This is a genomic window from Mojavia sp. (assembly GCF_059505145.1).
Map to the genome: position 1 here is coordinate 45,246 of NZ_JCACKA010000010.1, position 24,958 is coordinate 70,203.

Sequence of the window (24,958 nt, forward strand, 5' to 3'; positions counted from 1 at the left end):
TGAGTCTTCTTAAAGGAGATTGCTTCAGGCATAAGTACCATCTACCCAAGTGGGGGTGGAAAGACCAGAGGCTTCCAAAGGAAGAATGACCCCCGAAGCTTTATGTCAATGCTACAATACCCGCTTTATGATTTTTTAACAAATGTACCCGTCTGCGTAGAAACAAGTACTCTGGCAATGGTGCTAGAGATTTTTGAAAAAGAGCAGTGCGATCGCGTGGTAGTGGTGAATCAGCAGCAACACCCCACAGGGTTGCTGCACTCTGCCCGGTTAATACAAAAATTATTGGCAGCAGTTGGTGGCGCTCATCTGAATTTGCAGCAGCCAGTGTCAATTTTCGGTACAGTGCTGATAGAACCAATACAAACCATACCAGCTGCTGAATGTGTAGAGCAATTTGGCTTGTTTTTGCGCTACCAACAAACCCAAATAAACAATAACAATTTAGATTGGGCACTCATTGACCCAAATGGCAAATTTTTAGGTCTCCTAGACAACCTACGAATATTAAGATTAATAACTCAAGAGAGAGTTGCTATTGATGCAATCTCTGAGGTTACTCCTCAAGACTATGCAGCAAACCAAGACATAGATGATGCAGAGGCGACAACTTACTCACCAGCACAAACATTAAATCATCGGCAGGCATCAGGCTATAAGCCACTTGTACAGCTGTTGGAACGACTGCCTTGGCCTTTAATGTTGCAAACTGGTACTGGTGAGGTAGTAGCGCAAAACCCAGCTTGGTGGCAACAATTGGGAGCACTCAAAGATCCAGAAGGTGTTAGGCAACAAGTAGAGACAATACTTGCCCCCAACCGAGTCAAACAGCCAGAATATGCATCGCCAAAAGCCCGCAAGATTCATTTGCACAGCAGGGAAAATGGACATGGTGGTGATGACCAAGCCACAACGAGCAAACTGCATCATGGAGAAAATAGCTTATCGACAAGGAGTGAAGCGATACAGCAAAATGGCGCTCGTATGCAAACAACTACCCCACCTATAAATAATGTGCATGAACAGCAACATACTACGGTTGGTGCATCTAGTCAGTGCTATTGGGATAACCAGGTAGGTACTTGCATCTGCATCGTCGAAGTGCAAAATGGTCAAGAGCGAATCTGGCAGTTTGCTAAAATTCCATTAGATAGCCCTGAGTTGAGAGTCCAAGGTTTAGAAGTAGAGATGACCTTGACAACAGAGGGACTCAATCGTGGTAATAACTCAGGAATAGGTAACGATTTGTGGCTAGTCTTAGCTACTGATGTGACCGAACAGCAACAGCTTTGTAAAGAATTGGCAGCCAAAAATGCCGATCTCATTCAACTAAATCGATTAAAAGATGAGTTTTTAGCGTGTATTAGCCATGAACTGAAGACACCCCTGACTGCGGTTTTAGGGTTATCACGATTGCTCGTTGATCGCCAGTTGGGAGAATTAAACGAGCGTCAAGCCCGCTATGCAGGGTTAATTCATCAAAGCGGACGCCACTTGATGAGTGTGGTCAATGATATTTTGGATTTGACTCGCATGGAGACGGGTCAAATGGATTTAACAGTGGCCCCAGTAAATATTTCCGCAGTTTGCGAACGTGCTTTATCAGAAGCAAAAACTATCCACACTCAAACCAGCAAAGCCAAAGTTACTGACCAATCTCAAGCCGCACGTTCACTTGAGCCTCAATTTAGTATCGTCATTGAACCAGGCTTAGACCAAATAGTGGCAGATGAATTGCGCCTGCGGCAAATGCTAGTACACCTGCTTTCCAATGCCTTTAAGTTTACTGAAGTATCTGGAGAAATTGGATTGCGCGTGAATCATTGGGAAGGGTGGATTGCTTTTACAGTTTGGGATACGGGTATTGGCATTCCTGAACATCAGCAACACTTAATCTTTCAAAAATTTCAGCAACTAGAAAATCCTTTGACTCGGCAGTTTGAAGGTACTGGTCTGGGACTGGTGTTAACAAGGGCCTTGGCAAGACTCCACGGTGGTGATGTCAGCTTCTTGTCTAGAGAAGGAAAAGGTAGCCAATTTACACTGCTGCTACCGCCCAGCCCGCCAAAAACAGGCTTTACTGAGCAAGAAGAGGATAATACAGAAGATGGTTTAACAAGCAATACCGGCTCACGGGAACTGACCGCATCAGCATGTCAACGAATCAACACATCTACACAACATCAACCGACATCTTCGCAGCGCTTGGTGTTGGTAGTCGAAGCAGTAGCCCGATATATTGAAGATTTGACCGAGCAACTCAAAGGTTTAGGTTATAGAGTAGTGATTGCTCGCTCAGGAACAGAGGCAGTAGAAAAAGCTCGTCGCTTGCAACCAAAAGCTGTGTTCTTAAATCCTTTGCTACCGCTGTTGTCAGGTTGGGATGTGCTGACTTTACTCAAGTCAGATACTGCAACTCGCCACATTCCGCTGATAGTGACAGCGACAGGGGCCGAAAAGGAGCAAGCATTTGCTAACAGAGCTGATGGTTTCTTGAGCTTGCCAGTACAATATCAAGCTTTAGCACCGCTGTTAGAAAGTTTATGCACTACGCCAACAGTTCAGCAATCAGGGTTAGATAGTAATGACATCTTCGCTACTAAAACTCCATTGCGAATTCTGAGATTGGTTAATCTTAATTTAGAATCAGTTAATCCTCATCCTTCGTTGCGAGAACACCGAGTTATCGAAGTAGATAACCTAGATCAGGCGGAACTTTTAGCTCGCGTTTGGCAGTTTGATGTAGTGCTGTTGGATGTAGAAAGCCCAGCAGCACAAGCTTATCTACAACAACTCAGCCAACACCCCCGGTTGGCGGCGCTACCACTGGTGACTTGTGATGTGGTAACTACCTTGGCAGCTTCTCAGATACCTGGGCTGTCTGTGTTTCCTTGCCTAACACCATTGGGTAAAGACAATAGCAGTGGTATCAGTAAAACAGATGCTTTATTGTCAGTGCTGCAAATTGCTTCTGGTATATCTTGTCCACCCAGTATTTTAGTAGTGGATATAACAATGCTCCGCGATTTGCCACAGGTAAAACGCAGGCAGGTGAAGGGTTATAGGTCAGAAAAAAATTCCTTACTTAGTAATGAAACTGCTGAACGGGGTTCGGAGTGGTTCCAAGCTTTAATTCAGTACCTGCAAACAGCTGGCTTGAAAGCAGCTATGGGTGGCTGTTGGGCAGAAGTAGTGCAACAAATTCGCCACCAAAGCGTTGACTTACTGTTGATTTATTTAGGAGAATCCTCGATTCCTAAAGAAGTGCTTAAAGCGCTAAAAGTTTTAGGAGATTTGCCTTTAAACTTGCCGCCAATTTTAGTACTTGACCAGCGCTTAAATTCTACTCAGGCGGCTGTTCCGTGTGAAATCCCCCAGCAGGAAATTGGGAAACAGAAAAAGAATCGATCGCAAACAATAGAAACTGTCATAAGTGCGATCGCAGCCCAAGTTTTACCTCGCTCGATCTCAATGGAAGACTTATTAAACGAGATTAACCAAGCTTTATCTGTCAAGTATCAACAATAAAAATCTGGCGTTGCTGATTGATGGGATGAATTTTGTTTAGCGCAAAGACGCAAAGGCGCAAAGAATCAATCTTTGCCTTTGGGCCAAAAATCTCAATTCATCCCGCATTTATGCAACGCCAAAAATCTTAATGGGTATGGAAAATGGGAATAGTGCAAAATGCCCAATACCATTTACCAACACATTAAGCTGATCGTCATTCAAACTGCATCCTTGCGTCTTAATGACGCTGCGGATTATCCAACTTAAAAGCACATGAGCTTATCAACCTCAGGCTTTAATCAACTTGATACGATATATCTGTTTCATCTTTAATTTTTTTCACAGGAACTCGAATCAAATCGTAAGCGCCCTTGGTAGCTAAATGCTTATAAGTATCTGGCTGCAAGCCCATTTCTAAAAACTTGTCCTGTTCAGCCAGAAATAGCAGTGAGGGTGACTTTGCTTGCGTAGTAGACTGATTTTTAATATAATCTTTCGCTTCTTGTGGAGAATTTAAGTAATTCACGCGGCTATGGCTATAAAATACCACACTGGGTTTTTTAAAGCCAACCATGACAAATTCTTCATTTGATTTTTGTACTTGCGTGGCGATCGCCGATAATTCACGTAATGGTAGCTGACGCTGTTGATCCATCAAAAACATAGCTGGCATCAAAACTACAGTTAAAAATGCTACAAAACCCAGCAAATTTACGCTCATAATATAGCGCCAACGGTGACTGAGCAGTAATACGGCAATTATGATCGCACAAATCAGCCAAATAATACCTCCCAAGACTGGTAAACCAGACTCTTGCAGCTGGAGGTACAAGCTAGGTGCGGCTGGATCTCTGCCTACTAACTGGGATATATGAAACAATCCTGCTGCTACCGCTGATAAAAATACGACATTTACCCAGCCACTCCAAAAATGAAATTTCCTTTGGGGTTGTGTGTTTTGATCGGGTATGAGATCGCTCCATAACAGTGCTACAAGGATTGCTGCTGCTGGCATTAACGGCAATACATAGCTAGGAAGTTTGGTGACGGCGATCGTGAAAAAGCCAAAAACACCAAGAAACCAGACGCAAACAAATAAACCCAATTGCTGAGAACGTTCTTGAGAAAGCCAGTGCGATCGCTGCCAAAACTTCAATCTGGCTATTGCAGCTGGTAAGTATACTGAGTAAGGTGCAAAGCCTATTAATACTACCAAAAAGTAAAAATACCAAGGCGCTGAGTGCCCATTAACTACTTCCGTAAAGCGTTCTATGTTGTGGTAGCCAAAGAAAGCATTAATATAATTCCAACCATTGCGCCAAATTACTAGGGCATACCAGGGTACTGATAAAACTAAAATAATTAGCATACCCTTCAAGGGATGCATTTCTCGCCATACTTCCCGCAGCTTTCCCAGGTACAACACAAACGCAGCGATAATTAGCCCTGGTAACACAATTCCTACTGGCCCTTTTGTTAAAATTGCCCCAGCAATCAATATATAACAAGCCAAATACCACTTGTTAGGAAAAGGTGATTGGTGATTAGGGATTGGTGATTGGGAAGATTCTCGCCCAGTCCCTTCCTTACCTGCGTACCCTCGGAAAAAGCAGAGCAAAGCTGATCCTATACACCCAGTCAGCAGCATATCAGAAACACCAATTCGCCCCCAGGCAATCATTTCTGGGCTGAGTGCCATGACAGCTGCTGCCATAGCAGCTGTTAAGTAACGACGAGTAGGACGCGAAACTTGTTCTAATTCGTCTTGTCGTGCCAGAGACCAGTGTACAGTGTAAAAAGCTAAACTCACCAAACCCATTGCCGCGATCGCCGATGGCAGACGCACTGCCCACTCATTCACTCCAAAAATTGTATAGGCGATCGCCTGACACCAGTAAATGAGCGCAGGTTTATCAAAGCGAGTCTCTCCATTAAAAAAAGGAGTAATCCAATCTCCTGTAACGTACATTTGGCGAGAAGCTTCGGCAAACAGTGGTTCTGTTTCATCAATCAAGCCAATGCTGCCCAAGTTCCACCCATAAGCTATCCAACCAATCACAATCAACCACAGAATCGATACAGTCACAGCAAGGGCTGGACGTTGTAGTATATTTTTAAACCACTGGTTAACAGTGTGGGGAACGCTCAATTTCATCTTCATTAATTATTCAGCCAACAGTCACTCAACAACAGAAGCCAGCGCAATTGGGAGTTAGCCCAACCCAGGCTTCTAGTATTCAAGCGTCACTAGTCAATAAGTCGTTTGTAGTTGATGTTTTGTTCTTTGTCATTCTCCGCTTTTTAATGGTTATTGACTATAAGGCTTTAAGACTATTGTTGAAGTACTAGTTGCCATTCTCGGCTTTTAGCATTCCAGCTAGGTTTAGATGTTTCCCCAACAACATATGGGCCCCAGTAGCGGCGGGAACCATCTTGTGCAAAGGCTACTAAAATATCTCCCTTCTCTAGCTTTAAATTGCCATTAGGTAAGGATAGGAGGAGTCCCTGTTCACTTCCTTCTTGAGGAGCAAAATCCCAATGTGCTGGGATATCATGGTGAGTTTGAACAGAGTCAGAGCCTTTTAACTTCGACTGTCGCGCTAGTAAGGCTAGTCGCACAGGCTGATTTGTTTGATTGCTCATCCGTAAAGTTCCTTGCCCCTTAGTAATTTTAGTCGAGTTTTGACTAGATGCTGTCAGGGAAGTAGCTTTGCTGCTGCTGCGTTCTACTTGATTACCGGGGGTGGTTGTCGAACTAGAGATATTAGCAGAGACAGCTGTTTCTTGAAAAACAGATGAAGACGGACTCTTCTGCAACTGAGGAGTTTCAGGAGATTCGGAAGAAGATGTTTCTGGATTTGTGGTTTCAAAAGAAACACTCATTCCAAAGCACCCAGCCAGTAACCCTAACAGTCCCAAGGAACAAGTTAGAATCACAGCGTTACGATACACTGAAGTTTTCATATTGATAGTTATTAGAAATAAGTATTTGTCTAGGCTTGACCAAATAGTAGCCTATTATTCATAAGTGGCAATCAAACTGCCTATTACAGGCGCTCCTGAAATTAAGCTATCAAATGTATCATAGATAGCATTTCAGAAAAATATACTAGCAAAAATAATCACCATCATTCTCAACCTAAATATGAGTTAAAAAGCTTATTTATCAAGGAAAAACTTAAATTTTGATAGTATTTAAGACAACAATTATGATACGTAGGTAGTAAACTTATTCGTATAAGTACAAGCACGAATGTGATGTTATAAGTACCATGAGCAACAAAAGAGCAGGTTACAAACACTCAGATTTATCGGTAAAACATACTTTATTTTCTTCCTACTTCACCCTTCATCTTTTAAGATAACTCCTTTGTGTTGAGGGTTAATACTCAAACAAGAGTAGTTTTTTGAATACCTGTGCTTTTCTGTAGAAAAATTTGTATAAAATTTCTTTCACCACTGAAACTCTATAAGACAGCTACAATACCCTTAAAACAAGCTTAAGCTAAAACCGATATCCTCAAAAAGAGGAATATTTGTTGATTTCTTGATTTTTATTTAGAAATCCGATTCATGCAAAATACTCGTTTGAATAATTTGTTTGATGCCATTGCTAGACAATTAAATCAATGGTTTTTTAACCCTTGGCGGCGGTTGTCGCTACTCATAATTAGCTTTTTGTTCGGATTTTTTCTAGGATCGGCAATTTCCACTAGTGCTGGACAAAGGGCTGAATTGGACATTTATGTGGCAGCGCTTTTAGTATTCTTAACCGAAATTAGTAGCAGAATATTCTATGCTCGTCCTTTTTTGGCTAGGCGAGCGCTATGGGTGGAATCACTAAACTTCCTCAAGGTTGGTTTCATCTACAGCTTGTTTCTGGAAGCGTTTAAGTTAGGTTCATGACTTCAGAGGGATGCGGATACGATGAATTCATGGCTGAGTAAAATTTTGACAACAGGCGTGGTAGACGAAGCTTGGCAACAAAAAGCACAAGCAGCAGCCTTAGCAGATACTTTCAGGTCACAAGCTTTTGGAATCACACCGGAAAATGTCGCTGAAGTCATACAAGCGCGATCGCATTTATTAACATCTGTTCTCCCAACCTTTAGCCAATTCTGCCAAACTACTCTTTTAGTACAACCCCAGGCAATGTTACAGGTGTTGTGGGATGTGTGGCTACCTTTGGCAATGAAACTCGCATCACGCCGCCAACAGTTGGGTAGTCCTTTGATTCAGGGAATTTTAGGCGGACAAGGAACGGGTAAAACCACAATGTGCCAAGTTCTCACCTTGATTCTCCAAGAGTTGGGATACCGCACCCTGAATTTATCTTTAGATGACTTATATAAAACTTATAGCGATCGCCTAGCTTTAATTCAACAAGATCCCCGCTTAATTTGGCGCGGGCCGCCGGGAACCCACGATATCGATTTAGCCTTAAATGTACTCGACCAAATTCGCCATTCGCAAAATCCAGTAACTGTTCCCCGCTTTGATAAATCTGCTTACAAAGGTGCAGGCGATCGCACTACCCCCGAAATCGTCACAGGTGTGGATATTGTACTATTTGAAGGTTGGTTTGTGGGTGTGCGACCAATTAAGCCAGAGGCATTTGATAGCGCACCACCGCCAATCCTCACAGATGAGGATCGGCAATTTGCCCGTGATATGAATGAACAATTAAGAAATTATTTACCACTGTGGGAGCGATTAGATAGTTTAATCGTACTGTATCCAATTGATTATCGCTGTTCCCTAGCATGGCGCAAACAGGCAGAACGGCAGATGATTGCTGCTGGTAAGCCAGGAATGAACGATACACGAATCGAGGAATTTGTCAATTATTTTTGGCGATCGCTGCACCCAGAATTATTCATCAAGCCCTTGGTCAAATCTGCGAAAGTTGATTTAGTTGTCGAAATTAATCCTGATCATACTTTAGGTGCAGTCTATAGTAACTCCAAGTGATATCGAGTAGCTTTTTAGCAGTATGACTTGAGCATTAGTGAAAAACCAAAAAAATTTTTGCTTGCTTCCCGAAATTTACAGAAGTGGATGTGGAGCTAAATTATGAAGCCACACACGAAGGTAATTACCCTTCTATTTAAGACATAACCACTTCTGAAATTATACTTTTAGATATGCAACTTACTGATACTTTGTCTGCGGAAAAAACAATTTCTTTCGAGAATGTAGCACAAGATGCTGAACTAGCGAAACACATCCAAATTAACTTAATTCGTCTACGATTGCTTGACCCACCTGCTGACGGTAAATTTGGTCAATTTTCAATTAAAGCACTGACAGATTTTCAATCTCTGTTGAAAATATCAGAAGCGGGACTAGGGCTACAAACAGCAAAAGCATTGATTGAATGTAAAGAAGCTATTCCTTTAAAATTAGGGAATGACTTTGCCAGCCGCATCGTCAAGTATATGCAAAATAAAAAGTATTATATTGCTGTAGGCAAGCAACAATATAATATTGTTTATGTCGAAGGTGTAAATGCCAACGGTACACTCAACAATGATAAATTCAATCAATGGAATGACCGACGTATTGTCATTGAGATAGCTTCCGGAACTCCACAAATTGTAGGAAACTGGGTAGCGACTACTGAACCTGGCGATTACTATACCAAAAACCCTCCCAATCCTAAAGGTGTTGCACGCATTGCGTTTGGACAATACAACGCTTGGCGAGTTGGCTATCATTATGGCACTACAGGAGCAGAGACACACGAAGCTCTAGAGCAATGTGGGACAATTAAAGTACACCGCGATCGCAACAAAGATGGACTTCGTAGTGGCGACCCCATAGATGTCGGTTCTCATTTCTTTATCAATCAACATTGGGGATATGACAAAAGTTTAGTTAGTACAGCTAGTGCTGGTTGCTTAGTAGGTCAATCTCGTGAAGAACACAAAGACTTTATGCAGTTAATTAAGCAAGACCGTCGCTATCGATTAGATAATAAATATGTCTTTTGGACAACTATAATTCCTGGTGATGATTTAGCTAAAAATTTTCCAGCCTAGTGGTCTATTGCGTTAATTACGATCGGTTCGTAATGAGCGATTTATTAGGATTTAACGGGCATGGGGCATGGGAAAGAATGCCAATACCTCATGCCACATGCGCCGACTTTCTGTAAAAGATTGGGAACACTCAAAGACTGAACCCTTGATTAACTTCTAGACTGAATTTGCTTAATTAATTCATAAAATGGTTGCCAATTATCTTCTTGTGTAATAGGTTCCCAAACCGATTCAATTACGGGTCTTAACAAAGCCGTTTTTGGATTGTAATGTGCCAGAGTTTTGGCAATTATATCGATTTCATTGAGAGCAAAATTATTCAAAATCTTATGGTATAAAATACACCAATTATCAAAAATTGCTGACGCTGCCGAAGCTGGCGTAATATCTGAATTATTTAACACAAAATCTGGGTCATCTCGCCATTGCAAAGAAAAAGTGCGAGCTATCTCATAAAAAAACTGGTGATAACCAACTTGGCTAACTTGCAAAAATTCAATCGTTAGTTTAAAAAGTTCATCAACTTCTGGAGCAATCAAATTCTCAAAACCCAACTTTCTCAACATTAAAGAGCGATATTTAGTATAATAATATTCATCAAAATGGGCTAATCCAGCTTCTAAATCATCTTGAGCAATTACCGCCTTTAATGGTTCTTGAAGCATTTCTAAATTTAACTTACAAATAATTGGTTGATTGCTGTAACAATAGCGCCTATAATAATCAAAATATGCAGCAGTAAAGTATGGGTCGTATGTAGGAATAAAGGCATAAGGGCCATAGTCAAAGCTCTCGCCTGTGATTGACATATTGTCAGTATTCAGAACTGCATGGCAAAAACCAGCAGCCATCCACTGCGCTACAAGTTCTGCCACTCTTTTAACTAATTCTGCATAAAATAGAGCATATTTATCTTTTTCTGCGATTAAATGCCGATAATATTGCTCAATTACATGGTCTAATAGCTTTTTGATTAAATCTGGACGCTGAATATAATGTAATCTTTCAAAATTACCAAATCGAATATGGGAACTGCTCATCCTCACCATCACAGATGAGCGAGTAGGTGAAGGTTCATCACCTCGCCATAAGGATAAACCTGTTTCAATCATGCTAAAACAACGAGAAGTACGTACACCCAAGTAGTGCAACGCTTCTGCTGCTAAAACTTCTCGAACTCCACCTTTAAGTGTGAGCATACCATCACCACCACGGGAGTAGGGTGTCCTACCAGAACCTTTTGTGCCGAGGTCGTATAATTCGCCATCAGTACCGCGCACTTGCCCGTAGAGAAAACCTCTACCATCACCTAAACCAGAGTTATATTCACCAAATTGATAGCCGTGATAACGCAGTGCTAGCAATGGTTTGCGTTCTTGAAACTTACCAAAGGCTGTAATGAAATCTTCGTCTGTGACTGCTTGGGGATCTAGCCCCAAACGTGGTAGAAGTTCGTCGTTGCGCCAACGCAAAAGATGTTGAGGAAATTCCGCTGCTACAACTTCGTCGTAATATTCATTACCTAGAGATTCCAAGGCTGGTTCGTAGTTGAGGTTAAGAAAAGGATTGCTAGAATTTGTGTTTGGAGTTTCAGCCAGAGTCATTATGATTACAGTTTAATTAATTCTTCTCTTAATACTACCTCTGGCACTAGCATTAGCGTAGGCGCTTCGTCAGCAGAGGAAAAATTATCGAAAATAACTATTTAAAAGTTGGGTGGTTGCCAGTTAGGATTTGTCAGGCTTGTAAGAATATGATCTTGCCACTGCCCATTAATCAACAAATAGTCCCTAGCATATCCTTCAACAACAAAACCTAACCTTTTAAGTACATTACCACTACGTTGATTATGTGGCATATAATTTGCCATGATGCGGTGCATATTTAACTCTTGAAAGGTATACTGAGTAGCAGCTTTTAGCGCTTCTGTCATATAGCCTTTACCTTGTTCAGCTTCCGCAAGGCTGTATCCCACAAAGCAAAAATGGGCAGCCCCTCGGACAAAATTACTAAAATTAATAGTTCCAATAATTTCAGTTAGTGATTTTTTGGGATAAATAAATAATTTTAATGAATGATCGTTAAGAAATTCAAGTAAATTATTTTCAATTTGAAAATACCAGTACTTTTTTGTAAAAAAACCCTCAGCCCAATCAGGATAGTATGGAGTAAGATAAGTTTTGTTTTGGTTGAAGTATTTGAGAATTTGAGGTATATCCTCTTGGATGCCGATTCTTAATAACAGGCGATCGCTATTGATTAATGGCAGTTCTGATTTCATAAATTAGAAACTTAAGTGATACCTTTTTAAAATATTTTTTGAATATAGTAACTTCTCTTAAACAAGCTGCATTTAATTTTATAATTTGCTGACTCAGTGTATTCCTTGATGGAAAAATTAGCAAATATAATGTCACCCAGGTTACAGAAATTTAATGAGCATTGCCTACAATCCATAAATTTAGCAGCACCAGCACGGCTGGATTATTCTCTTGCAATTATAAAAATCCGCTTGATGAAAGAAAATAGTGAATCTGCCAGAAAACCAGGCGTAAGTGCATTCTACGAAGTCTTAGTAGCACCTTAACTTTTAAAGACTGCGCCTAGTTTCTAATTGAGATAATGAGTATTTTTACTATTAATCTGCTACATAACCAAAATCTTGATAAGCTGATTTCTAATATCTAAAGCACAAGGATGAAAAGGCGATCGCTAATAAAGCACAGTACGCGGCATAACCTCAATTAGATCGCTTTACCTAAATGCTGTATCTTAAGATATTCAACGACAAGACAGCTATTGATAAATCCAATCTATAAGAAGGATAAGTGATGTCGGCAATACGCTACGATTGGCAAAAAGCAGAAATCCAGGCGATATATAATACGCCTTTGCTAGAGCTTATTTATCAAGCTGCTAGCGTGCATCGCCAATATCATGACCCAACAAAAATCCAAGTCTGCAAGCTAATCTCGATTAAAACAGGAGGTTGTCCAGAAGATTGTAATTACTGTGCCCAATCTTCCCGCTACAAAACAGAGGTAAAAGCACAAGCACTTTTAGAAAAAGACACGGTAGTTAGCATTGCCCAAAAAGCTAAACAGACAGGTGTTAGTCGGGTTTGTATGGGTGCTGCTTGGCGCGAAGTGCGCGATAATTCCCAATTTGAGACTGTGCTAGAAATGGTTCAAGAAGTCACCGCAATGGGTTTAGAAGTATGCTGTACCTTGGGGATGCTGAGTGCAGATCAGGCAAAGCGATTGGAAGAAGCAGGACTTTATGCCTACAACCATAACTTGGACACATCGCGGGAGCATTACAGCACAATCATCACTACCAGGACTTACGACGATCGCCTGAACACAATTGAGAATGTCCGTCAGACAAATGTTACAGTATGTTCCGGCGGTATTCTTGGTTTGGGGGAAAGTGCCGACGATCGCATATCTATGTTACATACGCTAGCAAACCTCAGCCCCCATCCAGAATCTGTACCAATTAATATTCTCTCGCAAGTACCAGGCACACCCTTGGAAAATCAACCTGATGTCCCGATTTGGGATGTGGTACGGATGATTGCCACAGCGCGGATTGTTATGCCAAGTTCTGATGTACGTCTCAGTGCTGGGAGAGCCAGACTTTCTCAAGTTGAGCAAGCCTTCTGCTTTATGGCAGGAGCCAATTCTATATTTTCCAGCGACGATAACAAAATGTTAACAGTAACGACTCCCTGTCCTGATTACGATACTGACCGGGAAATGCTGAATTTGCTGGGTTTAGAAATGCGTCCTCCCGCCCAAAGACCTGAAAAGGTGGCAACTCCAGCCGTTGTGGGATGAATATCTTTGTTTAGGTGCATATCTAAACAAAAAATTGGGCGTGATAGCCTTCTTTGATCCCCCAACTCTAACAATAAACCCACAATTCTGAGCGGTAGCTAACTTGTACCGCTCAGAAGCATGATAGCTGGGATAGTTAATCTTACTCTCGCGGTTGGGTTGATCAGAGTTTACTTACGTTGGTTGGTTTGATCGCGCATCATCTGATGCATATTGTTCATCTGATGCGTATTGTTCATCATCATATTTTTGCAACAGCTACATCCCATTTGTTGTGGCTGTTGTGGCATCTGAGAATTCGGTGCTGTCGTTTGACTAATTTGCTTCTGAGTTTGATTGACCTCGGAAGCAGGCTTATTACTGTTATTATTCGTTACAGTTCGGCTCAGGGTTTCTGCCAAACTAGGACTAGCTGCCAATGTTAGTAAGGCAAAACCAGCCAAAGCTCCAGTCAATACTGTCTGTGTACCTATATTCATAGCTTTTTTTAGTAATGTTGCTGCCAATTGGTGAGTTCTTGAGAAACTAGCCATATCCTAAACTCTCCAGTCGGGTAGAGAGTCAAGCAACTCATCAAAGAATTTTGCAGTTTTTTTTAAAATGAAACGGCCCTGCCTAAAACAGATGGCTTTAGCTTTATATAAATAAAATAAAAGATGCTTTTACGGGATGGGCATGATGCCCGTCCCATAATAGCTTTAGGTTTAACTCATCTCTAAATTAAATAATCTTGGCAGCACGCAGACCAAACAGCAGGCCCGCAGCAATGCCAACGAACAAAGCCAAGAAACCGATATAAGCTACTACTGCAAACATTTACCTTTCTCCATATACTTCAATAAATCTATTGAATCATTAGTCAGTGGTTATTGGGCATTGGGGAGGCAGTGCGTTGGTGAGGCAGTTCCTCCTGGGGGAAACCCCCAGGAGGAACTGCCGAAAGGGTTCCCCGGCTTGTAGACGCAAAGCGGCTTCCCGCAGGGTAGCAACTGCCGTCATTGGGCATGGGGCATGGGGCATTGGGTGAAGAGGACAAGGAGCATGGGGGATGGGGAGACAAGGAGCAAGAGTTATTTATAGTTCTTTCCCCTTGTCCCCTTGTCCCCTTGTCTCCCGTGCTTTTTCCCCTATTCCCCAGTCCCCAGTCCCCAGCCCCTAATCCCTAATTCCTCAGATTGCGGTAAAATACAGCCCACGGGCGCTTCTTTGGGGCTAGGCAATGACTTCAGTTATTAACGTGAATTTACCAGAGCAGTCTTATGAGATTGCGATCGCACCTTCGAGTTTAGACCAACTCGGTCAACACATGACCAGTCTCAAGCTAGGCAACAAGGTACTGCTAGTTTCTAATCCCACTATTTTTAAGCATTATGGAGAAAGAGCAGTTGCATCCTTGAAAGCAGAAGGATTTGAGGTTGCTAGTTGTACCTTACCACCAGGTGAACGCTACAAAAACCTAAATTCGATTCAAAAACTCTACGATGCTGCTTTAGAAAAACGTCTAGAACGCTCCTCTACTATCGTGGCTTTAGGAGGAGGTGTGATTGGGGATATGGCTGGATTTGCAGCCGCAACTTGGCTGCGGGGTATTAATGTAGTGCAAGTTCCTACTACACTGCTAGCAATGGTAGATTCGGCAATTGGCGGCAAAACTGGTGTGAACCATCCCCAAGGCAAAAACTTGATTGGGGCATTCCATCAACCACGTTTAGTGTTAATTGACCCAGATGTGTTGAAAACCTTACCCATGCGCGAGTTCCGGGCAGGAATGGCAGAGGTGATCAAGTACGGTGTGATTTGGGATGCCGAGTTATTTGCTCAAATGGAAGCGAGTAAAAACTTGAATCAACTCCGCTACATCAAGCCTGAACTTATAGAAAGTATATTAACTCGCTCTTGTCAAGCTAAAGCCGATGTTGTCAGTAAAGATGAGAAAGAAGCCGGACTACGGGCAATTCTCAACTATGGTCACACTATCGGTCATGCAGTCGAAAGCTTGACTGGTTATCGTTTAGTAAATCATGGTGAAGCTGTTGGCATTGGTATGGTAGCAGCAGGGGAGATTGCTGTGGAACTAGGAATGTGGCAAAAGCAAGATGCAGAACGCCAAAATGCCTTAATTCAAAAAGCGGGTTTACCGACTCAGTTACCATCTGGGGTAGATATTGAAGCAATTGTTGAAGCGCTGCAACTAGATAAGAAAGTCAAAGCGGGTAAAGTGCGGTTTGTTTTGCCAACGCAAATTGGTGTGGTGACAGTTACCGACGAAGTGCCATCAGATACTATCCGGCAAGTGTTGCAGAAAATGTAATTTATAACCGAATTACAATTGAAACTAGCCGCCAGATGGTTTGCGCCATGATACTCCAAACGAATAATCAATTGACTTTACAAGAGTTCTTGAATCTTCCGCTAGGCGAGGGAGATATCACCTACGAACTCGTTGATGGTCATGCAATTCCTAAGATGTCACCAAAGTTTTTTCATGCCAAGCTGACTCATGCCTTTCTCAATCAGATTGAACCATGGTCTGAGGGGCGGGGGGTAGTCTGCCCAGAATGGGCTGTCGTGTTAATTCAGAGAGGCCGAGATTGGGTACCGACACCAGATTTGTTGTACATTGCTTATGAACGTTTACCTGCTAACTGGAACGAAGACGAAGCTTGTCCTGTTCCTCCAGATTTGGTAATCGAGATTATTTCGCCAGGGCAAACCTTTGGGCAAATGGCAGCTAAAGCCAAAGACTATTTAGACGCTAAGGTGCTGCGAGTGTGGGTGGTAGACAGTAAAGCTAGAAGCATTACTGTTTTTTACCCAGATGCAGCACCACAGACTTATATGAGAGATGAAGTCCTTACAGATTCTCTGTTTGAGGGGTTGGAATTTACTGTTGAACAGGTATTTCAAAAGGCAAAAATTCCATTAAATTCCTAAATCACACACTGGTTATCTTTTTAAATCTAGGCAAGAAAGAATTGCCTATATCTGAAAAATTAACTTTTTGTACTGCTTGGATGATAGTCTTTGTGCGATCTGCTGAAAGCAGCAGCGCTTCGCGATCGCTCTCACTCATGCCCTTAATTATCTAATTAATATTCTTAACCTTAGTCAGTTCGCAGCATTAAGTATCTATTGTTAACGATAGAAAAAGTTCTCTAACAAGTTTGATTCTTCCAGATAGAGGCATAATCATAACGAATATAGAGACAGTAGATGCACCTTAATTTTAAATACAGCCCTCAGACCCAAGCTGGGGGCTTTTTTTATTTAAATATAGATGGCAGCAAACTCGGTGCTGACCATAGTGCATAACCAATAAATCCAAATAGCAAAGTAATTAATATAGTAACGATGTAACTGATGCACATCAATAAACCATCAGATTCTACGGTGGCGACTGCTAATAATAAAATACCTATGGTAGGTATGGGATTGGTAAAGGGAATTGGTGAAATTAATAACACTGTTAACCAAGAGATACAAAATCCATTTAATCGCCAAGCCCAAGAACTATTTGCTATTTTCCCCAACCTGGGACGAGCAATTTTCTCTAACACCTTGGTGACGCGTCGCAGATTGTGCAACAGTATATGGGCAAAGCGGCGAGGAAATTTGTAGTTAGCAATTTTTTTGGGTAGCCAAGGCGATCGCCTCCCCAAACCCATCTGCATCGACAACAGCAAGCAAGCAACACCAAATGGTCCAGCCAATCCAGGTGGCATAGGAAACAAAAATGGTAAAACTAATAATGCAATTACTAAGCTAAAGCCTCGTTCTGAAGTTTCTGCTAAAACGTCTCCTAGAGTCAGTGGCTGTTCGGCTAAATGTTGTAACAGTGACTTAATTTCTTGCGAAAATCTTAAATGCATTTGGCTTGAGTCTATGCGATCGTCCACAATACCCAGCTTTATTTAAGTAAATATAATTATAGATGTATACAATTACTCCGAAATTTATTCCGGAATCATTTAAATATTATTTCAGTACATATACAGCTTAACTTATACTCAAAAAACCAAATGTTGCAAATTTAACTCTAAAAATTTAAAACTTTGTTGCTGGCGGTACAAAAACAGCTATAGCTTTAGGAATCACCCGGAAATGGGCAGGGGTATAGGTGGTAATTTCCCCATCAGTATTGATAGGACGTGGTTTTCGAGTATACACTTTCATTTCCTGACCTTGAAGCGCACGTACTTCTCGCCATTTTATGTGTTGCCCTTGCCGCATTGCCGGAAGCAACGGTATAATTTGCCACCAATATTTAATCTCTAAACTGTATAGATCAAGCCTTTGATCATCTATTGTGGCATCATGAACCACTGCCATGCCACCACCATAATAGCGACCATTGCCTACAGCAATCTGTACTGTTCGCACACGAATCGATTCTCCATTGACGTGAATTTCTGCGCTGAATGGTCGAGTTTCCCACAATACTTGCAATGCAGTGGCAAAGTAAGCAAATATTCCCCAGCGGCGCTTAACTTCTTTAGTAAGTCGCTGGGTAATTTTCACGCTTAGTCCTAAACTAGCAACGTTGAAAAAGTGTTTGCCGTTCACCCATCCTAAATCGATGCGCCGCTGGTGTCCGTTAGCAATAATTTTGCAAGCTTCGGCTAGGGAAGTAGGAATTCCTAAAGTCCTCGCCAAATCGTTAGCAGTTCCCAACGGTAATATTCCCAAAGGCAACTGGGTATCAACTATAGCATCTACTACTGCATTGAGAGTACCATCACCACCGCCAACAATCACTAAGTCCACTTGATATTGGTAGCGCGCGATAATCTCAAAAAGGCGTTTAGGGTTTTCTGTAGATTCCTCAATCAAAACAAACCCTAGTTCCTCTAGACAATCGATTGCTTCCTGAAGACGCTGTTGTCCTTGACGAGCATGATGATTTACTAACAGCAGTGCGCGGGGACTCATAGGAAGTACCTTTTGTAATTTAGATCTCAAATTAACAACGTCTAGACACCCTGCTAGTAGTTGATTCTCCAATTGTGCCAGGGCTGTTATGAAATTTATTAACAATTCAGTTTTTAACCGCTTGTTATTTCATTACCAACGTTATGTTTTTGAGTTGGGTTTATCTGATTTAGCTTTGTCAGCTATTTGGGTGCTAGTACCCAGCAAATAATCCAACTACTTAAAGAGTAACTGGGATTCAGATATTCGTGTTTCTAAAGCAGGTATTTATTTCAATATTATAAAGCTAGCAAAAAATTATATTTTAATTTTCATGAGTATATATAGATAGAATCAGCATAAACGCTACTCATAATTACAATTATTTAAGTTATTTTGGGGCAACCATCATATATGTCAAGGTAGCTTGTGGCAGAATTAAAATTGTCCCCTAATTAAAGCTTTATTTATAGCAACTTTCTCTATAATATATTTCCAAAGTTAATCAATTAATCTATAGGATTACTAATTGATTTTTGAACAATACGTAGGGTGGGCATTGCCCACCCTACAAATACTATAATATATTTCCAAAGTTAATTAATTAATCTAAATTATCTATGAGTTAAATAGATTAAAGACTATACAAATAATTATCTATAGTATTCATAAATCTCATTCGTGATAGCTTCAAAGTTAAATTCATACAGTCATAAAAAATATATTCGCAAAATCAGGAGGTTCTGCAACTAGCTTTGGTATTACTAGTTGCCACCTCGCTCTTTACCTCACATCGTATCCAAACAAATTCGGGTCAACTTCGCCTAATTGCAAATTTGCCAAACCATATTCTGCCCATCGTCTATCAACCATCGCTGCCACATCTGGATCTGACTCCAATGGCGCACCCCATTCATGATCGATTTCTGGCGGAATTTTGGTGGTAGCATCAATTCCCATACGTCCGCCTAAACCAATTTTCTCGCTGGCAAAATCCAAAGTATCAAAGGGTGTATTTGGCAAAATAAACACATCTCGTGAAGGGTCAACTTTAGAACTAATAGCCCACACTACTTGACGCGGATCGCGAATATTAATGTCTTTATCTACGACAATGACAAACTTGGTATAAGTAAATTGTGGTAAAGCACTCCAAAACGCTAAAGCAGCTCGTCGTGCTTGTCCTGGGTATGCTTTATCAATGGAAATAATTGCCGCTTTGTAACTCAAAGCTTCCATTGGTAAGAAGAAATCGACAATTTCTGATACTTGTTGCCGCAGAATTGGGGTATAGATCCGATTTAGGGCGATCGCCATCATCGCTTCTTCTTTGGGTGGACGACCGCTAAATGTTGTTAAGTAAATCGGATCTTTGCGGTGTGTCATACATTGAAAACGAATCAATGGCGAATCTTCCACACCACCGTAATAACCCATGTGGTCGCCAAAAGGGCCATCTGGCAATACTTCCCCTGGTGTAATTGTTCCTTCTAAAACAAATTCTGAATCGGCAGGAACTTCCAAATCTACAGTTTTACATTTTGCTAACTGCACACCCGAACCACCGTAAAGTCCAGCAAATAGCCATTCTGATAAATCTACAGGTATGGGTGTGGCAGCTGCCATAATAATTAACGGGTCTACACCGAGTGCGATCGCTACTTCTAATTTCTGACCACGTTCTGCTGCTTTGCGTAAATGTCTCGCCCCACCCCGCACCGATAACCAATGTACTGTCATCGTATTTTTAGATTGCAGTTGCAAGCGATACACACCTACATTTGGCGTACCAGTTTCACAATCTTTGGTAATTACTAGCCCCAGCGTGATAATTTTGCCTGCATCACCTACATAAGGACGTATCAAGGGCAGCTTGTTTAAATCTAACTCTTCCCCTTGAATCACCACTTGCTGACAAGCGGGGAAAAAGTCCCGTCCTGGTTTAGCTTTCAGGACATCGAACAGTACTTTCCCAAAATCTATTGCCTGGGAAATCTTCTTAGGCGGTTTTGGTTGTTGCAGCATACTCAGCTTTTTTCCCAAAGTTTCCAATTCCTCTGGATGCTGCATATTCATTGCCCAGCATATCCTTTCCACAGTGCCCATCAAATTCACTGCCACTGGGAAGGATGCACCTTTGACGTTTTCAAACAGCAACCCTGGGCCGCCTTGTTGCAGCATCCGGTTAGAAATCTCAGCAATCTCTAACTCTGGGTCAACTAAAGCTGAAATTCGCTGTAATTGTCCCTTTTCTTCTAAAATTTTGATGAAACCCCGTAAATCTCTTGCCATTGTTCTGATAAAACTGAATAATTAAGAAGTGTGAAGCGCTATTTTATATTATTAGCGATTATTTACCTCTTCTTCCCAATCACAAGCGTTACGTTTGAAGATGTATCGTTAACGCCCACATCAATAAAAGCTGCTCCCACGTTAGGACATTTATTTAACTACAACTTAATCTAGTGCTTGACTTTCCTTAACGACTTACGAGCAGCTGTTTGGATATCCTAAAAAAGGATAAAGCATTATTTATTACAAATAAGCGCTAACCTGATCAAACATGGCCAGAATGTATGACGTTTTCCTGGCAGGTGGCTCATCATGCGGCCCCTGCTGGGTTTATCTTTTTTTAGCTAGACCCCCACGGGCGATTGCGCCGCAGTGCCCTAAAGGGCGATCGCAACCACAGCATTCAGCAATTCTAAATAAGACACCCAGTGTGTGCAAGCACTCTAGCTACCAACCAACGAATTGCTCAAAATCTATTTTCTCCCATCCCCAGTCCCCAGTCCCCAATGCCTTCTACCCAAAACGCCCACTCACATAGTCTGCGGTTTTTTTATTTGAGGGATAATTAAAAATTGCTTCTGTCTTGTCAAACTCCACCAACTCACCCAAATACATAAACGCCGTATAGTCAGAAACACGCGCAGCCTGCTGCATACTGTGAGTTACAATCAAAATCGTCACAGTTTCTTTGAGCTGAGCAATTAACTCTTCAATACTGGCGGTGGCGATCGGATCTAAGGCAGATGTTGGCTCATCAAAGAGAACAATTTCAGGGTCGGTCGCTAAAGCACGGGCGATACAGAGTCGTTGCTGTTGACCACCAGAAAGGTTAAAGGCTAAATCACGTAAACGATCCTTAACTTCATCCCATAAAGCTGCATTACGCAAAGCTTTTTCCACTTTCTCATCAATAACTCCACGTTTCGATTCACCTCGCACCCTCAGTCCATAAGCCACATTCTCATAAATTGATTTTGGAAAAGGATTAGGTCTTTGAAACACCATGCTGATCCGCATCCGGACTTCAATTGGATCAACTTTATTGCTCAACAGATTAATTCCATCTGGATCTAAGGTGATTTCGCCTCGATAACGATTTCCGGGATAGAGGTCGTGCATCCGATTGAAACAACGCAACAAAGTAGTTTTGCCACATCCAGAAGGCCCAATCAGTGCTGTTACTTGCTTGTCACCTATCGACATATTAATGTCCTTCAGGGCGTGGACTTTGCCACCGTAGTAAAAATTAAGGTAATTAACTGCTGCTTTGATAGGTCTTTCTAAAATTAAAGATTTTGTTTCTACCATTTGATTTTTTTACGTAAGCGATAGCGGAGATAAATGGCGACAGCGTTCATAGCCAAAGTCATGGCAATTAGTACGATACCTGCTGCTGCTGCGTTCACCTGAAATTCTTCTTGGGGGCGAGAAACCCAATCGAACATTTGAATCGGTAAAACGGTGAATGGAGCTAACAACCAGGCAAAGGAGATAAAGGGAAACTGATCTTTGATAGGAGCATCTGGTAAGAAGGCAATAAATGTTAGTGCGCCTATGGTGATTAGAGGTGCAGTTTCACCAATGGCTCGTGCTAAGGAAACAATAATCCCAGTCAGGATGCTGCTAGTTGAATAAGGCAGAACGTGATCCCATATCATTTGCCATTTAGAAGCTCCTGTGGCGTAAGCAGCCTCACGGATACTATTAGGAATGGCACGGAGCGCTTCACGAGTAGTAACAATCACAACTGGCAACGCTAATAGCCCCAAGGTTAATCCAGCCGTAGCTACACTTTGACCAAGGTTTAAACCATAGACAAACAAACCTAAAGCCAAAAGTCCGTAAATGATTGAGGGAACACCAGCCAAGTTGGTGACGTTAATCTCGATTAAATCAGCAATCCAGTTTTTTTGAGCATACTCTTCTAAGTAAATACCTGAGGCTATGCCAATGGGAATTGCCGCTGATGCTGTTACTAGCATTACTAGTAAAGTTCCCACCCAAGCTGAAAGGATACCTGCATCTTCTGGTTTACGGCTGGGGAAGGAAGTCAAAAATTGCCAAGAAAGACGCGGCGCACCATCACTTATCAAGTCAAATATCAATGCCAGTAGAGTGACAATCCCAATCAGCATCGACAATAGGCCAATGATGCCAAAAATATATTCAGACCGTTTGTTACGCGTAATAATCTTACGGATTTGCGGAATATGTTGAGTTGTCATCTCAATAAATTTCTCGATAGCGCTTGGTGAGGAAATAACCGATGATGTTAAATACCAAAGTCATCAGTACGAGAGTGAGTCCAACAGCAAAAATAGTTTCATATTCCAGGCTGCCATGAGGTAGATCGCCAAGACTTACTGCGACGATATATGCAGTCATTGTTGCTGCTGGTTCCATTGGATTCAAGGTAAGATTAGGTTGCCCGCCCGCAGCGATCGCTACTATCATAGTTTCACCAACTGCACGCGAAATCCCCAAAATATAAGCTGCTGATATGCCAGAAATCGATGCGGGCAATACAACCCGCAAAGCAGTTTGCAAGCGGGTAGCACCAGTTGCATAAGAACCCTCACGCAGATTTGCAGGTACTGCACGCATGGCATCTTCACTTAGGGAACTGACATAGGGAATAATCATGATGCCGATGACTAACCCGGCGCTCAACATATTAAAACCGGGTAAATCTGGCAGTAACACCTGCAACAAAGGCGTAACAAACAATAATGCAAAATAACCGTAAACTACTGTTGGAATGCCTGCTAATAATTCTAAAGCTGGCTTAACTATCTCTCGCACTATCGGTGGTGCAAATTCACTGAGATAAATAGCAATAATTGTTCCTAATGGCACTGCTATTAATAAGGCAACCACTGTAGTAACTAAAGTCCCTGATACCAAAGGCCAAATTCCATAGTGTTTGTCGTCAAACAATGGTGTCCATTGGGTATCTGTGAGGAATTCCCATAAAGATACTTTTTGGAAAAATAAGATTGATTCATAAACTAAAATAGTGACAATCGCTAAAGTAGTCGCTACAGAAGAAAGTGCTGCCAGAAACAAGACAAACTCAATTGCCCGTTCCCGTAAATTACGTACTAGCTTGGGAGAAAGTCGAGTTTGTTTTGCACTAATCATGCTGCGAATCGGACGCTTGTTGGATGAGTAGGGTTTATAAGATAAAGAGAGGTTTTGCACCTCTCTTTAGTAAATTGTGAATTTTGAGCTAATTCAAAACTCAAGGTTCGGTTTATTCTTTAGCTTCACGGCTGATTAATTCTTCAATCTTCAATCCGACTGCTTCTTGACCACCAAATACGCTGCCGTACCGCTTCTTATTGAAGTGGTTCTGAGCAGTGGTATAAGCTGACCCTGGCAGAGCCACATACTTTACTTCTTTAGCTAAGTTAGCTCCATTTCGTAAGTAAAATTGGACAAACTGTTTTACTTCTGGTTTATCAATAGCTTTAGAACTGACATAGATAAACAGAGGCCGGGACAGAGGATTATAAGTGCCATTTTTGACTGTAGCTTCGGAGGGCAATACACCGTTAATTGCCACAGCCTTGAGTTTTTTGCTATTTTCCGCGTAATAAGCATAACCAAAGTAGCCAAGAGCATTCTTATCACGAGAAACACCTTGTACAAGAACGTTGTCGTCTTCGCTAGCGGTAAAATCACCTCGGCTAGACTTCGCTTTGCCAACAACAGCTTCAGTAAAGTAATCAAAGGTTCCAGAATTAGTACCAGGGCCAAACAGCTTCAGGGGTGCATTGGGGAATCCTTGACGTACTTGACTCCAGTTATTAATTTTGCCCTGCGCCCCTGGCTCCCAAATTTTCTTCAGTTCAGCTACTGTCAAATTCTTCGCCCAATTGTTTTGCGGGTTAACTACAACTGTTAAAGCATCATAAGCTACTGGCAACTCTACATAACGAACGCTATTAGCTTTGCAATCACTGATTTCTTTTTGTAGGATGGGACGGGACGCATTAGAAATATCTGTCTCACCACGACAAAACTTTTTGAAGCCGCCGCCAGTACCGGAAACCCCAACAGTAACTCTAACTCTACCCCCTTGAGCCTTTTGGAATTCTTCTGCTGCTGCTTCAGTAACTGGAAAGACAGTACTAGAACCATCAATTTTAATTGTGCTGACACTTTGGGACTGAACCGCGGATATTGATATCCCAAGGGTTGCAGCAACCAATGACATTACACCTAATACTGTCAAGCTGTTAAGCTTAAAATTCATTTTGTTCACCAGGATACTCCTCATTTGTTGGACGTGCAATTTTTTGCGCCCAATCGCTCCTAAGGCACAATAGTCTTCTTCGGTTAAAACTTAGTGAACATATTAGTTAA

21 protein-coding genes are annotated in these 24,958 nt (G+C 41.7%); 8 read left to right on the plus strand and 13 right to left on the minus strand.

Annotation, left to right across the window (positions count from 1 at the left end; genetic code table 11):
* Positions 1-102 precede the first annotated feature (102 nt).
* The gene (locus tag AC5JL8_RS00545; protein WP_495877827.1) at positions 103-3,528 is read left to right on the plus strand and encodes an ATP-binding protein; all 3,426 of its coding nucleotides are present in this window, start codon (positions 103-105) and stop codon (positions 3,526-3,528) included.
* A 277-nt stretch (positions 3,529-3,805) separates the two neighbouring features.
* Here AC5JL8_RS00545 and AC5JL8_RS00550 read toward each other — a convergent pair whose 3' ends face one another.
* Positions 3,806-5,671: an ArnT family glycosyltransferase gene (locus AC5JL8_RS00550; RefSeq protein WP_495877828.1), complete on the minus strand. Its 1,866-nt coding sequence runs from the start codon at positions 5,669-5,671 to the stop codon at positions 3,806-3,808.
* A 170-nt stretch (positions 5,672-5,841) separates the two neighbouring features.
* Positions 5,842-6,474 carry a hypothetical protein gene (locus AC5JL8_RS00555; RefSeq protein ID WP_495877829.1) on the minus strand — a complete coding sequence of 211 codons (633 nt, stop codon included), beginning with the start codon at positions 6,472-6,474 and terminating at the stop codon, positions 5,842-5,844.
* A gap of 609 nt (positions 6,475-7,083) precedes the next feature.
* Here AC5JL8_RS00555 and AC5JL8_RS00560 point away from each other — a divergent pair.
* From AC5JL8_RS00560 to AC5JL8_RS00570, 3 genes are all read left to right on the plus strand, one after another.
* Positions 7,084-7,416 (plus strand): DUF565 domain-containing protein, encoded by a 333-nt coding sequence (locus AC5JL8_RS00560; protein WP_495877830.1) that lies wholly within the window; start codon positions 7,084-7,086, stop codon positions 7,414-7,416.
* Between the two features lie 21 nt (positions 7,417-7,437).
* The gene (locus AC5JL8_RS00565; protein WP_495877831.1) at positions 7,438-8,481 is read left to right on the plus strand and encodes a glycerate kinase; all 1,044 of its coding nucleotides are present in this window, start codon (positions 7,438-7,440) and stop codon (positions 8,479-8,481) included.
* 173 nt (positions 8,482-8,654) lie between these two features.
* On the plus strand, positions 8,655-9,551 hold the full coding sequence (locus AC5JL8_RS00570) for a peptidoglycan-binding domain-containing protein (protein WP_495877832.1): 897 nt from the start codon (positions 8,655-8,657) through the stop codon (positions 9,549-9,551).
* Between the two features lie 149 nt (positions 9,552-9,700).
* On the opposite strand, the gene AC5JL8_RS00575 is transcribed toward AC5JL8_RS00570, so the two are convergent.
* Both AC5JL8_RS00575 and rimJ read right to left on the minus strand, forming a co-directional pair.
* A complete protein-coding gene (locus AC5JL8_RS00575) occupies positions 9,701-11,155 on the minus strand; it encodes a protein adenylyltransferase SelO (protein WP_495877833.1) in 1,455 nt (484 codons plus the stop codon).
* A gap of 101 nt (positions 11,156-11,256) precedes the next feature.
* Positions 11,257-11,832 (minus strand): ribosomal protein S5-alanine N-acetyltransferase, encoded by a 576-nt coding sequence (rimJ, locus tag AC5JL8_RS00580; RefSeq protein ID WP_495877834.1) that lies wholly within the window; start codon positions 11,830-11,832, stop codon positions 11,257-11,259.
* Positions 11,833-11,961: 129 nt separating this feature from the next.
* Here rimJ and AC5JL8_RS00585 point away from each other — a divergent pair, with 129 nt between their 5' ends.
* Together AC5JL8_RS00585 and bioB are read left to right on the plus strand one after the other, a co-directional pair.
* Complete coding sequence (locus tag AC5JL8_RS00585) at positions 11,962-12,138, plus strand: hypothetical protein (protein ID WP_495877835.1); 177 nt, start codon at positions 11,962-11,964, stop codon at positions 12,136-12,138.
* Between the two features lie 244 nt (positions 12,139-12,382).
* Positions 12,383-13,390, plus strand: a complete 1,008-nt coding sequence (gene bioB / locus AC5JL8_RS00590) for a biotin synthase BioB (RefSeq protein ID WP_495877836.1) — start codon at positions 12,383-12,385, stop codon at positions 13,388-13,390.
* Positions 13,391-13,560: 170 nt separating this feature from the next.
* On the opposite strand, the gene AC5JL8_RS00595 is transcribed toward bioB, so the two are convergent.
* On the minus strand, positions 13,561-13,923 hold the full coding sequence (locus AC5JL8_RS00595) for a hypothetical protein (RefSeq protein WP_495877837.1): 363 nt from the start codon (positions 13,921-13,923) through the stop codon (positions 13,561-13,563).
* A 187-nt stretch (positions 13,924-14,110) separates the two neighbouring features.
* On the minus strand, positions 14,111-14,206 hold the full coding sequence (gene petL / locus AC5JL8_RS00600) for a cytochrome b6-f complex subunit PetL (protein ID WP_495877838.1): 96 nt from the start codon (positions 14,204-14,206) through the stop codon (positions 14,111-14,113).
* A 403-nt stretch (positions 14,207-14,609) separates the two neighbouring features.
* On the opposite strand from petL, the gene aroB reads away from it, so the two are divergent.
* Both aroB and AC5JL8_RS00610 read left to right on the plus strand, forming a co-directional pair.
* The gene (gene aroB, locus AC5JL8_RS00605; protein WP_495877839.1) at positions 14,610-15,701 is read left to right on the plus strand and encodes a 3-dehydroquinate synthase; all 1,092 of its coding nucleotides are present in this window, start codon (positions 14,610-14,612) and stop codon (positions 15,699-15,701) included.
* Between the two features lie 47 nt (positions 15,702-15,748).
* Positions 15,749-16,324 (plus strand): Uma2 family endonuclease, encoded by a 576-nt coding sequence (locus tag AC5JL8_RS00610; RefSeq protein WP_495877840.1) that lies wholly within the window; start codon positions 15,749-15,751, stop codon positions 16,322-16,324.
* Between the two features lie 329 nt (positions 16,325-16,653).
* Here the strand turns inward: AC5JL8_RS00610 and AC5JL8_RS00615 are convergent, their stop codons facing one another.
* From AC5JL8_RS00615 to AC5JL8_RS00645, 7 genes are all read right to left on the minus strand, one after another.
* Positions 16,654-17,259, minus strand: a complete 606-nt coding sequence (locus tag AC5JL8_RS00615) for an exopolysaccharide biosynthesis protein (protein WP_495877979.1) — start codon at positions 17,257-17,259, stop codon at positions 16,654-16,656.
* 175 nt (positions 17,260-17,434) lie between these two features.
* The gene (locus AC5JL8_RS00620; RefSeq protein ID WP_495877841.1) at positions 17,435-18,319 is read right to left on the minus strand and encodes a lipid kinase; all 885 of its coding nucleotides are present in this window, start codon (positions 18,317-18,319) and stop codon (positions 17,435-17,437) included.
* Positions 18,320-19,081: 762 nt separating this feature from the next.
* Complete coding sequence (locus tag AC5JL8_RS00625; protein ID WP_495877842.1) at positions 19,082-20,590, minus strand: UbiD family decarboxylase; 1,509 nt, start codon at positions 20,588-20,590, stop codon at positions 19,082-19,084.
* A gap of 513 nt (positions 20,591-21,103) precedes the next feature.
* Complete coding sequence (gene pstB / locus AC5JL8_RS00630) at positions 21,104-21,898, minus strand: phosphate ABC transporter ATP-binding protein PstB (RefSeq protein WP_495877843.1); 795 nt, start codon at positions 21,896-21,898, stop codon at positions 21,104-21,106.
* Positions 21,892-22,815 (minus strand): phosphate ABC transporter permease PstA, encoded by a 924-nt coding sequence (pstA, locus tag AC5JL8_RS00635; RefSeq protein ID WP_495877844.1) that lies wholly within the window; start codon positions 22,813-22,815, stop codon positions 21,892-21,894. The genes pstB and pstA overlap by 7 nt, the downstream gene beginning before the upstream one ends.
* A 1-nt stretch (position 22,816) precedes the next feature.
* Positions 22,817-23,731, minus strand: a complete 915-nt coding sequence (pstC, locus tag AC5JL8_RS00640; RefSeq protein ID WP_495877980.1) for a phosphate ABC transporter permease subunit PstC — start codon at positions 23,729-23,731, stop codon at positions 22,817-22,819.
* A 112-nt stretch (positions 23,732-23,843) separates the two neighbouring features.
* On the minus strand, positions 23,844-24,848 hold the full coding sequence (locus AC5JL8_RS00645; protein ID WP_495877845.1) for a PstS family phosphate ABC transporter substrate-binding protein: 1,005 nt from the start codon (positions 24,846-24,848) through the stop codon (positions 23,844-23,846).
* Positions 24,849-24,958: the final 110 nt, after the last annotated feature.

What these genes read in the sequence shown, in the direction of transcription:
- AC5JL8_RS00565 (WP_495877831.1), top strand. Translation starts at nt 7,438, where the DNA reads ATGAATTCATGGCTGAGTAAAATTTTGACAACAGGCGTGGTAGACGAA.
- AC5JL8_RS00555 (WP_495877829.1), bottom strand. Translation starts at nt 6,474, where the DNA reads ATGAAAACTTCAGTGTATCGTAACGCTGTGATTCTAACTTGTTCCTTG.
- AC5JL8_RS00560 (WP_495877830.1), top strand. Translation starts at nt 7,084, where the DNA reads ATGCAAAATACTCGTTTGAATAATTTGTTTGATGCCATTGCTAGACAA.
- rimJ (WP_495877834.1), bottom strand. Translation starts at nt 11,832, where the DNA reads ATGAAATCAGAACTGCCATTAATCAATAGCGATCGCCTGTTATTAAGA.
- AC5JL8_RS00615 (WP_495877979.1), bottom strand. Translation starts at nt 17,259, where the DNA reads ATGCATTTAAGATTTTCGCAAGAAATTAAGTCACTGTTACAACATTTA.
- AC5JL8_RS00620 (WP_495877841.1), bottom strand. Translation starts at nt 18,319, where the DNA reads ATGAGTCCCCGCGCACTGCTGTTAGTAAATCATCATGCTCGTCAAGGA.
- AC5JL8_RS00570 (WP_495877832.1), top strand. Translation starts at nt 8,655, where the DNA reads ATGCAACTTACTGATACTTTGTCTGCGGAAAAAACAATTTCTTTCGAG.
- AC5JL8_RS00585 (WP_495877835.1), top strand. Translation starts at nt 11,962, where the DNA reads ATGTCACCCAGGTTACAGAAATTTAATGAGCATTGCCTACAATCCATA.
- AC5JL8_RS00545 (WP_495877827.1), top strand. Translation starts at nt 103, where the DNA reads ATGTCAATGCTACAATACCCGCTTTATGATTTTTTAACAAATGTACCC.
- AC5JL8_RS00645 (WP_495877845.1), bottom strand. Translation starts at nt 24,848, where the DNA reads ATGAATTTTAAGCTTAACAGCTTGACAGTATTAGGTGTAATGTCATTG.
- AC5JL8_RS00550 (WP_495877828.1), bottom strand. Translation starts at nt 5,671, where the DNA reads ATGAAGATGAAATTGAGCGTTCCCCACACTGTTAACCAGTGGTTTAAA.
- petL (WP_495877838.1), bottom strand. Translation starts at nt 14,206, where the DNA reads ATGTTTGCAGTAGTAGCTTATATCGGTTTCTTGGCTTTGTTCGTTGGC.
- bioB (WP_495877836.1), top strand. Translation starts at nt 12,383, where the DNA reads ATGTCGGCAATACGCTACGATTGGCAAAAAGCAGAAATCCAGGCGATA.
- AC5JL8_RS00625 (WP_495877842.1), bottom strand. Translation starts at nt 20,590, where the DNA reads ATGGCAAGAGATTTACGGGGTTTCATCAAAATTTTAGAAGAAAAGGGA.
- AC5JL8_RS00575 (WP_495877833.1), bottom strand. Translation starts at nt 11,155, where the DNA reads ATGACTCTGGCTGAAACTCCAAACACAAATTCTAGCAATCCTTTTCTT.
- AC5JL8_RS00610 (WP_495877840.1), top strand. Translation starts at nt 15,749, where the DNA reads ATGATACTCCAAACGAATAATCAATTGACTTTACAAGAGTTCTTGAAT.
- aroB (WP_495877839.1), top strand. Translation starts at nt 14,610, where the DNA reads ATGACTTCAGTTATTAACGTGAATTTACCAGAGCAGTCTTATGAGATT.
- pstB (WP_495877843.1), bottom strand. Translation starts at nt 21,898, where the DNA reads ATGGTAGAAACAAAATCTTTAATTTTAGAAAGACCTATCAAAGCAGCA.
- pstC (WP_495877980.1), bottom strand. Translation starts at nt 23,731, where the DNA reads ATGATTAGTGCAAAACAAACTCGACTTTCTCCCAAGCTAGTACGTAAT.
- AC5JL8_RS00595 (WP_495877837.1), bottom strand. Translation starts at nt 13,923, where the DNA reads ATGGCTAGTTTCTCAAGAACTCACCAATTGGCAGCAACATTACTAAAA.
- pstA (WP_495877844.1), bottom strand. Translation starts at nt 22,815, where the DNA reads ATGACAACTCAACATATTCCGCAAATCCGTAAGATTATTACGCGTAAC.